The sequence below is a fragment of the Mesorhizobium sp. M7A.F.Ca.US.002.01.1.1 genome (genome assembly GCF_004022955.1).
GTDB classification, from domain to species: domain Bacteria; phylum Pseudomonadota; class Alphaproteobacteria; order Rhizobiales; family Rhizobiaceae; genus Mesorhizobium; species Mesorhizobium ciceri.
The window spans coordinates 1-12340 of sequence record NZ_RZQE01000148.1 but is presented as its reverse complement, the minus strand read 5'-3'; the positions used below and the strand labels follow the sequence as shown (position 1 = coordinate 12340).

The following is a 12340-nucleotide window of genomic DNA, read 5'->3' as shown; positions in this document are numbered from 1 at the left end:
CAGCGCGGTCATCTCGCGGCGCAAGGCTTCGCCGTCGATCAATTCGTCGAGCTTCAGGGAGATTCTTGCCATATATCCAGTCGGCCTTGCCGTTTCGGCGGCGTCTATAGCGCGTTTTGGCGGCGCTGGGTATGGGGCGTTGAAGCCGGTTCAAGACCCGGCTGAGTTTTGGCTCGGATAAGTAAATGGAATGACCATTCTCCGCTTCAGTCGACCGAAATCGACAATGCGCTTGCCTATTCGCCGAGCCTCGGCTTTGACCCGCGCTATGGCTGTCTTTCTGCGTTTCCCGGTCCCGGCGGGTGCGGCGCACTGGATATCCCGCTTTTCTCTGAGCAGGCTTGGCAATTGGAGCGCCCTGTCGCCAAGGAACTGATCTTGCGCGCAGAGCGCAGGAACAAGCTGATAGATCGTCTCGCCTCGCAAAACCGAAAACTCGGGGTTGAAGACAAGGTCGTCGACAGCGATGCCGATCTTCTCGGTGGCCTTGATCAGGTCGAGCGCGGTTTGCCTGGAGATGATGTAGCCGGCGGTTCCTATATGTCCGGCGTCGAGTTTGGATGTGGAAAAGCCGTGACCGATGGCAATGCGCTTGCGTCGGATCACGGTCTTACAGAAGTAGCTTTCGAGCTTGACGACTTCGGCATCGGCTGGGATCCAGTCGCTGTCGCGAAGCAATGCGCCGGCTTTTGCGGCAAAGACGATGTCGTCCTCGAAAATCGCCCCGTAGCGAGCGTCGCCTTGGGCGATGACAGCCCAGCAGGCCCGGTGACTGAGCAGGCAGGCGATCTCGCCGTCAGTCAATGGCAGCCTGTTCCGATATCCGACATTTTGCGGCAGCTGGTCCAGCTCCGGCCGGTCGCGTGCGTCTATGGCCTGAACGCGTTCGAATGCAACGCCGATGCGGGCAAACTCCGCCGTCACACGGGCAAGGCGATCGGGAGACCGATCGAGATTGATGACCAGACGCTTCATTGCCGAAGAAAATCCCCACCCCCGCGACGCTCGCGCTTTCTAGCAGGCCTGGTGTTGCCGCGTGAGACTTTTTCTGGGGTGGATGGACGCGCCGTGGACCGGAGAAGAAAAGTCGAAACAGCCCTTGACCTTCCAGTTACTGGAAGCCCTATCTCCACGTCACACAGCGATCCATCAAGGCATTTTCGAATGACGCATTCAGATCACGATCATCACGCGCACGGTAGCTGCTGCTCGACAAAAGGCGTCGTGCCCACCACGAAGAGCGTCGTCCGCGACCCGGTCTGCGGCATGACTGTCGATCCGGCGGCTGGCAAGCCGACGGCCGAGCATGATGGCCATCTCTATCATTTCTGCAGCCAGGGCTGCCGCACGAAATTCGTCGCCGAACCGGAAAAATTCCTGACCGCCACCGATCCGGTCTGCGGCATGAGCGTCGACCGCGCGACAGCCAGGTACTTTGCCCGCCACGAAGGCCGGGGCTTCTATTTCTGCTCGGCCGCTTGCCAGGCGAAATTCGAGGCGGAGCCGCAAAAATATCTCGGCGGCAGGCCAGCACCGCAGCCGATGCCCAAGGGCACGCAATACACCTGCCCGATGCACCCGGAGATCGTCCGCGACAAGCCCGGATCCTGCCCGAAATGCGGCATGGCGCTGGAGCCGATGGGCATACCAACGGGTGACGAGGGTCCCAATCCGGAACTGGTCGATTTCACCAGGCGATTCTGGGTCAGTGCCGCTCTTTCCGTCCCTTTGCTGGTCGTCGCCATGGCGCCGATGCTTGGCCTGACTTTCCAGGCTTTTGTCGACGAGCGGACGAAGGTCTGGCTTGAGCTGGCATTGGCCAGCCCCGTCGTGTTGTGGGCGGCACTGCCTTTCTTCCACCGCGGCTGGGATTCGCTCGTCAACCGCAGCCCCAACATGTGGACGCTGATCTCGCTCGGCGTCGGCGCTGCCTATCTCTACAGCGTCGTCGCCACGCTGTTTCCGGATATCTTTCCGCATCAGTTCCGCGGCCATGGCGGTGCGGTGCCGGTTTATTTCGAGGCTGCCGCCGTCATCGTCGCGCTGGTCTTCCTTGGCCAGGTGCTGGAGCTGCGCGCCCGTGAAAAGACCGGTTCGGCGATCCGCGCCTTGCTCGATCTCGCACCGAAGACAGCGCGGCTGATCGCCGCCGATGGTTCCGAAAACGACGTGCCCCTCGCCGCCGTCAAGGCCGGCGATCGCCTGCGCATACGCCCCGGTGACGCCGTGCCGGTCGATGGCACGGTGCTGGAAGGACGGTCCTCGCTCGACGAATCGATGATCACGGGCGAGCCGTTGCCGGTCGAGAAGGTCGAGGGCGATGCGCTGACCGGCGGCACGCTCAACAAGAATGGTGCGCTGATCATGCGCGCTGAGAAGGTCGGCGCCGAGACGACGCTGGCGCGCATCGTCGAGCTCGTCGCCAAGGCGCAGCGCTCGCGCGCCCCGATCCAAGGGTTGGCTGATCGCGTTTCTTTCTACTTTGTCCCGGCCGTCGTCCTTGTCGCGATTATCGCCTTCATCGCCTGGGCCGTGTTTGGACCCGAGCCCAGCCTGATCTTTGCCATCGTCTCGGCGGTGTCGGTGCTGATCATCGCTTGTCCCTGTGCGCTCGGCCTGGCGACGCCGATGTCGATCATGACCGCCACCGGGCGCGGGGCGCATGCCGGCGTGCTGATCAAGGAAGCCGCAGCACTCGAACGCTTCGCTTCCGTCGACACGCTGATCGTCGACAAAACGGGGACGCTGACCGAAGGCCGGCCGAAGCTGACCGATGTCGTCACGGCAAACGGCTTCTCCGAAGACGAATTGCTGGCGCTTGCCGCGGGCCTGGAGAAAGGCTCGGAGCATCCGCTGGCTGAAGCCATCGTCGACGGCGCCGCTACGCGCGGCGTGACCGTTGCAGAGGCCAGCGGCTTCGAGGCGGTCACCGGGAAGGGTGTGTCCGGTTCGGTCTCGGGAAAGACGGTCGCACTCGGGAACGCCGCGATGATGGTCGACCTTGGCGTCGACATCGCATCCATCTCGGCCAAGGCCGAGGCGCTGCAACTCGAAGGCAAGACGGCGATGTTCGTTGCTGTCGACAAAAAACCGGCCGGCATCGTCGCCGTCGCCGACCCTATCAAGACAACGACGGCCGAGGCGATCAAGGCGCTGCATGAAAGCGGCTTGCGGATCGTCATGGCGACCGGCGACAATGAACGCACGGCCAACGCGATCGCCAGAAGCCTCGGCATCGACGAGGTCCGCGCCGGCCTGCTGCCGGAACAGAAGGCAGCCCTTGTCGAGGAACTGCGCGCAAAAGGCACCGGCGTTGCCATGGCCGGCGACGGCGTCAACGATGCACCGGCCCTTGCCGCCGCCGATGTCGGCATCGCCATGGGCACCGGCGCCGATGTCGCCGTCGAAAGCGCCGGCATCACCTTGGTCAAAGGCGACCTCAACGGCATCGTGCGGGCGCGCACGCTGGCTCAGGCGACGATCCGCAACATCCGCCAGAACCTGTTCTTTGCCTTCCTCTACAACGTGCTTGGCGTGCCGGTCGCCGCCGGCGTGCTCTATCCGCTCACTGGCACGCTTCTGTCGCCGATGCTGGCAGCGGCGGCGATGAGCCTGTCCTCGGTGTCGGTGATCGCAAACGCATTGCGGCTGAGAACATTGAAACTCTGATCCAAGCCCCCAAATACGAAACCCATCCAACAGGAGACCATGTATGACCTTCGCCAAAAAACTCGTGCTGCTGCTGATGGCGGCCGGAATGCTGGTTGCCGTCTTCCTCGAAAGCGTTCCGGCGCAGAGCGAAGAGATGAAACACGACATGGGCGCTATGGCGACGGACGCGACCAGTCCTTCGACGGAAGGCTACAAGGCGGCGATGGACAAGATGCATGCCGACATGATGGCGTCCGACTATACCGGCAATGCCGACGTCGATTTCGTCAGAGGCATGATCCCGCACCATCAGGGTGCGATCGACATGGCCAAGGTTGAACTTGCCAATGGCAAGGACCCGGAAATCCGCAAGCTGGCCGAAGGCGTCATCGCCGCGCAGGAAGCAGAGATCAAGCAGATGCAGGCCTGGCTCGCCGCCCATCCGGTGAAGTAAGTCTTCAGCCATCGCCAGCGCGGCGAGAACGCCTCTGGATTTATCGCCCAGCCTGCGATGCGATCCGGCCCTAACTGGAGCCCGCCATGCCACCGACCATCAGAACCACCAAACTGCCCTCCGGCGAAGCCGTTCAGGTGCTTGGCCAGGGCACATGGAAGATGGGCGAAGATTCCCGTCGCCGCGCCGATGAGGTGAATGCCCTCAAGCTCGGCCTCGACCTCGGCATCACGTTGATCGACACCGCCGAAATGTATGCCAGCGGCGGTGCCGAGGAGGTGGTGGCCGAAGCCATTGCCGGGCGCCGCGACGAGACCTTCCTGGTCTCGAAAGTGCTACCGTCGAACGCCTCGCGCGCGGGCGTGCAGCGGGCCTGCGAAAACAGCCTGAAACGCCTGCGCACCGACCGCATCGATCTCTATCTCTTGCATTGGCCCGGCAGCGTGCCATTGACGGAAACCGTCGCGGCCTTCGAGGCCCTGAAAAAGGCCGGCAAGATCCGCCACTGGGGCGTCAGCAATTTCGACACCGACGAGATGGAAGAGCTGATCGGCCTGCCCGATGGCGGCAATGTCCAGACCAACCAGGTGCTCTACAATTTGGTCCGGCGTGGCCTCGAATTCGATCTGGCGCCCTGGAGCCGGCAGCGCGGCATCCCCTTGATGGCCTATTCGCCGGTCGAGCAGGGTGCGTTGGCGCGCAATGCCAGGCTCGAAGCCATTGCCGGGCGCCACAATGCGACCCCAGCGCAAATCGCCCTGGCCTGGGTGATGCATCAGGAGGGCGTCATCGCCATCCCGAAGGCCAGCAGCGAGGAGCATGTCCGCCAGAATGTCGCTGCGCTCGACATCAAGCTTGCGCCGCAGGACATCGCCGATCTCGACCGCGCTTTCCCGCCACCAGCGCGCAAGCGCGGGTTGGAGATGATCTGACTACGTCCCCGCCAACCCCTTCAGCCGGTAGAGCGCTTCCAGCGCCTCGCGTGGCGTCATTTCGTCCGGGTTGATGTCGCCAAGTGCCGCGCCCAGCGCGTCGCTCTTGATCGGCTTCGGCGCTTCTCGTTTCACCGCCACCGAAAACAATGGAAGATCGTCGACCAGCCGGTTGGTCTTGCCCGAAACTTCGCCCTCTTCCAGTTGGTGCAGCACTTCCTTGGCCCGGTCGACCACCGCTTCCGGCAGGCCGGCCAGCCGCGCCACCTGCACGCCGTAGGAGCGGTCGGCGGCACCCTTGCCGACCTCGTGCAGGAAGACGACGTCGTTTTCCCATTCTTTGACCCGCATGGTGACATTGTGGAGCCGCGCCAGCTTGCCGGCCAGCGAGGTCATTTCGTGGAAATGGGTGGCGAAGATTGCCCGGCAGCGGTTCTTCTCATGCAGATATTCGACCGCCGCCCAGGCGATCGACAGGCCATCGAAAGTGGCGGTGCCGCGGCCGATCTCGTCGAGGATCACCAGTGCGCGCTCACCGGCCTGGTTGAGGATCGCCGCCGTCTCGACCATCTCGACCATGAACGTCGAGCGGCCGCGCGCCAGATCGTCCGAGGCACCGACGCGCGAGAACAGCCGGTCGACGACGCCGATATGGGCCGATGTCGCCGGTACGAACGAGCCGGTCTGGGCCAGGATGGCGATCAGCGCGTTTTGCCTGAGAAACGTCGACTTGCCGCCCATGTTCGGGCCGGTCAGGAGCCAGATGGCGCCGTTCCGGGCAGCTCCCTCCGGCGACAGGTCGCAATCGTTGGCGACGAACGGGCCTTCGCCGGAGCGGCGCAAGGCCTGTTCGACCACCGGATGCCGCCCGCCCGTAATCTCGAAGGCAAGGCTCGAATCCACCACCGGCCGGCACCAGGCTTCGCTTTCCGACAGAAGCGCGAGCGCCGCGGAGACATCGAGCACGGCCAGCGCATCGGCGCCGGCGCGGATCTTCTCCGCTTCGCCGACCGCTTCCGTCGTCAGCGCCTCGAAGGCGGCCAGTTCGATGTTGAGCGCCCGGTCGGCGGCATTGGCGATCTTGGTCTCGAGCTCGGCAAGCTCGGTCGTGGTAAAGCGCATGGCGTTGGCCATGGTCTGGCGGTGGATGAAGCGCGCCTTGGCGCCATCGCTGCTGGTCATCACCGCATGATGGTTGGCGGTCACCTCGATATAGTAGCCAAGCACATTGTTGTGCCGGATTTTCAGCGAGCGGATGCCGGTCTCGTCGATCAGCGAGCGTTCCAGCCCGGCGATCACCTTTCGCGATTCGTCGCGCAGCGCCCGCATCTCGTCGAGATCGGCATGGTAGCCGCCACGAACGAAGCCGCCGTCGCGCTTGAGCAGCGGCAGTTCGTCGCCAAGTGCCTGCATCAGATGCTGCGAAAGCGCTTGGGGCAGTGCATGGATGGCGGCCAATGCCGCCGCAAGTTCCGGGGGCAGGGCGGTGGCGGCAAAGATTTCGGCGATCGCGCCTGCAGCCTCGAAGCCGGCGCGCAGCGCGCCGAGGTCGCGCGGCCCACCCCGGTTGAGCGCCAGCCTGGACAGCGCGCGGGGCATGTCGGCAACGCTCTTCAGGCTCGACCGCACCGCCTGGCAAAGTCGCGTTTCGGAACGGAAGAACGACACTGAGTCCAGCCTGGCGCCGATCGCCGCCGGGTCGGTCAGCGGCGCCATCAGCCGGTCGGCGAGCAGCCTTGCGCCGCCGCCGGTCACCGTGCGGTCGATCGCCTTGAACAGCGAGCCTTCGCGGCTGCCCGACAGCGTGCGCAGCAGTTCCAGATTGCCGCGTGTCGCCGGATCGATGAACAGGGTCGAACCCTGCTCCTCGCGTTCGGGCCGCGACAGCGGCGGGCGCTCCGCTTTCTGCGTCTTCTCGACATAGGCAATGGCGCCCGAGATCGCCGATAGTTCGGCGCGCGAAAAGGCGCCAAAACTGTCCGGCGTCGCCACATCGAAGAAGCGGGCGATGCGCCCTGTCGCCGACGCCGAATCGAACAGTGACGGTGGTTGCGGGCTGGCGACGCGGCCGAGCACGTCGAACACCGGCTTCAGCTCCGGATCGTGGAACACTGGCTCGGCAACGATCAACTCACGCGGATCAACACGGAAGATGTCAGCCAAAAGCCGGTCGGCGGTGGTGTCGGTGACGCGGAAGGCGCCGGTCGAGATGTCGATCCAGGCCAGCGCAAAGGAGTGGTCCGCTCCGCCTTTCACCCGCCCCAGCGCCATCAGGAAGCTCGATTCCGACGGCGCCAGCAATTTGTCCTCGGTGATGGTGCCTGGTGTCACCAGCCGCACCACATCGCGGCGCACCACCGATTTGCCGCCGCGTTTCTTCGCCTCGGCCGGATCTTCGATCTGTTCGCAGACGGCAACGCGGAAACCCTGGCCGATCAGCTTCTGCAGATAGTCGTCAGCAGCATGCACCGGCACGCCGCACATCGGAATGTCGAGCCCTTGATACTTGCCGCGCTTGGTCAAGACGATGCCCAGCGCCCGGCTCGCCTTCTCGGCATCGTCGAAGAACAGCTCGTAGAAATCGCCCATGCGGTAGAACAGCAGCGAATCCGGGTTTGCCGCCTTGATCTCGATGAATTGCTCGATCATCGGCGTGGCGCCGGCGTGGGCGGTCGGCACCGGCGTCATCGCCTCGGGGGCGTCCGGCTCGTTCGGGCTGTGCATGTTCATGCGCCGCACGCTAGCAGATGTGATCGCGCGGTTTAATGCCGGGGCTTCGAAAAACAGGGGACGACCGGGACGGCAGGATGCCCGCAATCGCGCGTACCAACCGCGATTCCGCACGCTGGCGGTTTACACGCGGCGGCGCGTGGTCTTAATTCGGTCCGACACAAAGCACCCGCTTCAACGAGGTGCTGCACCGGTGAGGAAATCAAGAACATCATGGCCAGGAAAACCGAGAACAGCGGTCCGTCCGTCAGTGCGCAGGAAGCGCTCGAATTCCACGCCATGGGTCGCCCCGGCAAGCTGGAGGTCGTCGCCACCAAGCCGATGGCGACGCAACGCGACCTCAGCCTCGCCTATTCGCCTGGTGTCGCGGTTCCGGTCCTGGCCATCGCCGAAGACCCCTCGCGCGCCTTCGACTACACGACGCGCGGCAACATGGTCGCCGTCATCTCCAACGGCACGGCTATCCTCGGTCTCGGCAATCTCGGCGCGCTGGCCTCCAAGCCGGTGATGGAGGGCAAGGCGGTGCTGTTCAAGCGCTTCGCCGATGTCGATTCCATCGACCTCGAGGTCGACACCGAGGACGCCGACGAGTTCATCAACTGCGTGCGTTTCCTCGGGCCCTCTTTCGGCGGCATCAATCTCGAGGACATCAAGGCGCCGGAATGCTTCATCATCGAGCAGCGGCTGCGCGAATTGATGGACATTCCGGTCTTCCATGACGACCAGCACGGCACTGCGATCATCTCCGCCGCCGGCCTGATCAACGCGCTGGAGATCACCGGTCGCGACATGAAGACCACGAAAATGGTCTGCAACGGCGCCGGCGCCGCCGGCATCGCCTGCATCGAGCTGATGAAGGCGATGGGCTTTTCGCCCGAAAACATCATCCTGTGCGACACCAAGGGCGTGGTTTTCCAGGGCCGCACCGAAGGCATGAACCAGTGGAAATCGGCGCATGCGGTCAAGACCGAGGCGCGCAGTCTCGCCGAGGCGCTCGACGGCGCCGACGTCTTCCTCGGCCTCTCCGCCAAGGGCGCGCTGACCACCGCCATGGTGCAGTCGATGGCCAAGAACCCGATCATCTTCGCCATGGCCAATCCCGACCCGGAAATCACGCCGGAGGAGGTCGCCGAAATCCGCACAGACGCCATCATGGCCACAGGGCGTTCCGATTATCCCAATCAGGTCAACAACGTGCTCGGCTTCCCCTATATCTTCCGCGGCGCGCTGGATGTCAGGGCAACCACCATCAATGACGACATGAAGATCGCCGCCGCCCAGGCGCTGGCGGCACTGGCGCGCCAGGACGTGCCCGACGACGTTGCCGCCGCCTATCAGGGTAATCGGCCGAAATTCGGCCCCAACTACATCATCCCGGTGCCGTTCGACCCGCGCCTGATCTCGGCCATTCCGATTGCGGTCGCCAAGGCGGCGATGGATTCAGGCGTCGCCCGCAAGCCGATCCTTGACCTCGACCGTTACGCGCAGGAACTGTCGGCCCGCCGCGACCCGATCGCCTCGACCCTGCAGCGCATCTACGACCGCGTGCGCCGCCAGCCCAAGCGCATCGTCTTCGCCGAGGGCGAGGAGGAACAGGTCATGCGCGCCGCCGTCTCCTATGTGAACCAGAAGCTCGGCACCGCCATCCTGCTCGGCCGCGACGACGTCATCAAGGAAAACGCCAAGCACGCCGGCATCGATCTCAACAAACAAGGCATCGAGATCATCAATGCAAGGCTGTCGCGCCGCAACGGCATCTACACCGACTACCTCTACGAGCGCATGCAGCGCAAAGGCTTCCTGTTTCGCGACTGCCAGCGGCTGATCAACAACGATCGCAACCACTTTGCCGCCTGCATGGTGGCGCTGGGCGACGCCGACGGCATCGTCACCGGCGTCACCCGCAACTATTCGACCGCACTCGACGACATCCGCCGCGTCATCGACGCCAAGCCCGGCCACCGCGTCATCGGCGTCTCGATCGTGCTGGCGCGGGGCAAGACCGTGCTGGTCGCCGACACCGCCGTGCACGATATGCCGAACGCCGAGCAGATCGCCGACATCGCCGAGGAGGCGGCAGGCTTTGCCCGCCGCATGGGTTATGAGCCGAGGCTCGCCATGCTCGCCTATTCCACCTTTGGCCATCCGCAGGGCGAACGCTCCGAGCGCGTCCAGGAAGCCGTGCGCATCCTCGACAAGCGCCGCGTCGATTTCGAATATGACGGCGAAATGGCCGCCGACGTCGCCCTCAACGCCCGCGCCATGGCGCAATATCCGTTCATCCGCCTGACCGGCCCGGCCAATGTGCTGATCATGCCGGCGTTCCACTCGGCCTCGATTTCGACCAAGATGTTGCAGGAACTCGGCGGCTCGACGGTGATCGGGCCGCTGCTGGTCGGCCTGAACAAGCCGGTTCAGATCGTGTCGCTGAATGCCAAGGACAGCGATATCGTCAACATGGCGGCGATCGCGGCGTACACGGCGGGGACTTGAGGGGCTGGCCTCAGCGGTGAGTCGGCGAGGCGTTCAGCCCGGCGCGAATATGCGAGCGGCCTCGACGACCTCGTCCACCTGATCCTGCCGCAGCAAGTCGATCGGGACGCGGCCGTCGAGCTGCGCCGAGGGCCGCGTCAGCCACAGCCATGCGAGCCTCGGATTGGTGATCAGGGATAGCACGTCGCGAATGCCTGCAACCGGCCGGCCGTCGACGAACTGCACCAGCGGGAAGACATGTTTGCGGCCGCCCTTGCGCAAGGCGATGACCTCACCCCGCCGCTGCCAGCGGTGCAGGGTCGAGCGGGCGATGCGCAGATGCTCTTCCAGATAGGTCGAACCGGCGACGCGGCCGGCCCAGTCCTCGATCAGCATCGATTCGAGATCGTCGGACTTTGGCAGCGAAGGAGGCTCGACATCGGCCAACGGGGTCGTCGGCGGATTTGTCACGCCGGCAATACCGGCTTCGCTGCGGCGCGCGGCTTCCGCCGCCAGCGCGCGCACGAATTTCGAGGCCAGGCCGGGCAGGTCGGCATGGATGGCGTCGATGGCGCGCTGGTGCTTCGGTGACAGCAAGGTGACAGCGGACGCTATGCTGCCGGCGATCTTGCCGACCGAGACCATGGTGGGCTTGTTGATGGCCTCGTCATAGTGGGCAAGTGCACGTTCGACGTCTTCCGCGACCATCTCCGCGAAGTCGTCCTGCTTGAGGCCCTGGATTTGAAATCTGTTCATGCATCTGTCTTCTGGCCGCGCGCTCCCCCTCAGCTGCGGCCGATTGTTGAACTTCTAGTGCGGAAAACGGAAATCACGGCGGCGACGGATCCTGCCGCCCGACAGCTTGCTGTCTTGCATGTCTTGACACCCCAACTGATTGAGGGCGCACAGATGTTAGTCGCGGGCGCCCAGATTGCGTGTAGGTGTCATGTGTGACAGCCGCGCGACGGCATTTCCTTCTCCCCTTGTGGGAGAAGGTGGATTGGCGCGTAGCGCCAAGACGGTTGAGGGGTGTTCCAGCTTGGCGCCAAGCTACCCCTCACCCGGATTGCCATCCGATTTGTAAAGGACAAATCGGGGCAATCCGACCTCTCCCACAAGGGGAGAGGTTAAAAGCGTCGGGACCCCTACAGCAATCCCGCCTGCTCAGCCTCGCGGCGCAGATTCTGCCGGGGCCTGGGGCCGATCTGCTGGATCACCAATCCGGCCGCCAGTGAGCCAAGGTCGCCGCAGGTTTGCAGGTCGCGGCCTTGCGTGTAGCCATGCAGGAAGCCGGCGGCATAGAGATCGCCGGCGCCCGTCGTGTCGACCAGTTCCTTGATGGCGGTCGCCTTGATCACCACCGTCTCGTCGCCGCGCACGATCACGGAGCCTTTTTCCGAGCGGGTCACGGCGGCGATCCGGCAATCCTTGCGGATCTGCGCCAGCGCCTCGTCGAACGAGGATGTCTGGTAGAGCGATTTGATCTCGTGGCTGTTGGCAAAGACGATGTCGACCGTGCCCGAACGCATCAGCTCGAGGAATTCGTCGCGGTAGCGGTCGACGCAGAACGAATCCGACAGCGTCATCGACACTTCGCGGCCTGCTGCGTGCGCCAGCTTCGCCGTCTGGCGGATCGCTTCCTTGGCGCGCGGCGGGTCCCACAGATAGCCTTCGAAATAGGTGACCTTGGCGCCAGAAGCCTTATCGGCCTCGACATCCTCCGGCCCAAGCTCGACGCAGGCGCCGAGATAGGTGTTCATCGAACGCTCGCCGTCAGGGGTGACGAAGATCATCGACCGCGCCGTCGGCGGCTCGCCCTTGAGCGGCGTGGTGTCGAAGGCGACGCCCTGTGCATGGATGTCGTGGGCGTAGATTTCGCCCAGCGCATCGTTGGAAACCTTGCCGAAGAAGGCGGCGCGGCCGCCGAAGCTGGCGACGCCGGCCGCCGTGTTGCCGGCGCTGCCGCCGGACGCCTCGATCGCCGGGCCCATGCGGCTGTAGAGCAGTTCGGCGCGTTGTGTGTCGATGAGGTTCATCGCGCCCTTGATGATGCCGTTGGTCTCGAGGAATTCCTCGTCGCACTGGGCGATGATGTCGACAA

9 protein-coding genes are annotated in these 12340 nt (G+C 64.2%); 5 read left to right on the top strand and 4 right to left on the bottom strand.

Features of this window, described 5'->3' with window-relative positions; all coding sequences use genetic code 11:
* A partial coding sequence (locus EN932_RS38415; protein ID WP_206618939.1) for a hypothetical protein occupies nucleotides 1–181 on the top strand: 181 nt, incomplete at its 5' end.
* Here the strand turns inward: EN932_RS38415 and EN932_RS16460 are convergent.
* Nucleotides 151–975, bottom strand: coding sequence for a glycosyltransferase family 25 protein (locus EN932_RS16460; protein WP_127369548.1), 825 nt, complete (start codon nucleotides 973–975; stop codon nucleotides 151–153). The genes EN932_RS38415 and EN932_RS16460 overlap by 31 nt on opposite strands.
* A 189-nt stretch (nucleotides 976–1164) precedes the next feature.
* Between EN932_RS16460 and EN932_RS16455 the strand changes: the two genes are divergently transcribed.
* The 3 genes from EN932_RS16455 to EN932_RS16445 all read left to right on the top strand — a co-directional run bounded on the left by EN932_RS16455 (nucleotide 1165) and on the right by EN932_RS16445 (nucleotide 5037).
* Complete coding sequence (locus EN932_RS16455) at nucleotides 1165–3669, top strand: heavy metal translocating P-type ATPase (RefSeq protein ID WP_127385368.1); 2505 nt, start codon at nucleotides 1165–1167, stop codon at nucleotides 3667–3669.
* 43 nt (nucleotides 3670–3712) lie between these two features.
* Complete coding sequence (locus tag EN932_RS16450; RefSeq protein WP_013528057.1) at nucleotides 3713–4105, top strand: DUF305 domain-containing protein; 393 nt, start codon at nucleotides 3713–3715, stop codon at nucleotides 4103–4105.
* 86 nt (nucleotides 4106–4191) lie between these two features.
* Nucleotides 4192–5037, top strand: coding sequence for an aldo/keto reductase (locus tag EN932_RS16445; RefSeq protein WP_063169905.1), 846 nt, complete (start codon nucleotides 4192–4194; stop codon nucleotides 5035–5037).
* Here EN932_RS16445 and mutS read toward each other — a convergent pair whose 3' ends face one another.
* On the bottom strand, nucleotides 5038–7767 hold the full coding sequence (mutS, locus tag EN932_RS16440; protein WP_127384830.1) for a DNA mismatch repair protein MutS: 2730 nt from the start codon (nucleotides 7765–7767) through the stop codon (nucleotides 5038–5040). It lies immediately after the preceding gene.
* Between the two features lie 213 nt (nucleotides 7768–7980).
* Here mutS and EN932_RS16435 point away from each other — a divergent pair, with 213 nt between their 5' ends.
* Nucleotides 7981–10260, top strand: a complete 2280-nt coding sequence (locus tag EN932_RS16435; protein ID WP_024501796.1) for an NADP-dependent malic enzyme — start codon at nucleotides 7981–7983, stop codon at nucleotides 10258–10260.
* Nucleotides 10261–10293: 33 nt separating this feature from the next.
* Here EN932_RS16435 and EN932_RS16430 read toward each other — a convergent pair whose 3' ends face one another.
* Nucleotides 10294–10995: an antitoxin Xre/MbcA/ParS toxin-binding domain-containing protein gene (locus EN932_RS16430; protein ID WP_127384829.1), complete on the bottom strand. Its 702-nt coding sequence runs from the start codon at nucleotides 10993–10995 to the stop codon at nucleotides 10294–10296.
* Between the two features lie 389 nt (nucleotides 10996–11384).
* Nucleotides 11385–12340, bottom strand: a 956-nt coding sequence (locus EN932_RS16425) for an adenosine kinase (protein WP_164778792.1), incomplete at its 5' end; no start/stop codon positions are given.

Excerpts from the sequence above, each read along its gene's own strand:
- EN932_RS16460 (WP_127369548.1), bottom strand. The coding sequence starts at position 975 with ATGAAGCGTCTGGTCATCAATCTCGATCGGTCTCCCGATCGCCTTGCC.
- EN932_RS16455 (WP_127385368.1), top strand. The coding sequence starts at position 1,165 with ATGACGCATTCAGATCACGATCATCACGCGCACGGTAGCTGCTGCTCG.
- EN932_RS16450 (WP_013528057.1), top strand. The coding sequence starts at position 3,713 with ATGACCTTCGCCAAAAAACTCGTGCTGCTGCTGATGGCGGCCGGAATG.
- EN932_RS16445 (WP_063169905.1), top strand. The coding sequence starts at position 4,192 with ATGCCACCGACCATCAGAACCACCAAACTGCCCTCCGGCGAAGCCGTT.
- mutS (WP_127384830.1), bottom strand. The coding sequence starts at position 7,767 with ATGAACATGCACAGCCCGAACGAGCCGGACGCCCCCGAGGCGATGACG.
- EN932_RS16435 (WP_024501796.1), top strand. The coding sequence starts at position 7,981 with ATGGCCAGGAAAACCGAGAACAGCGGTCCGTCCGTCAGTGCGCAGGAA.
- EN932_RS16430 (WP_127384829.1), bottom strand. The coding sequence starts at position 10,995 with ATGAACAGATTTCAAATCCAGGGCCTCAAGCAGGACGACTTCGCGGAG.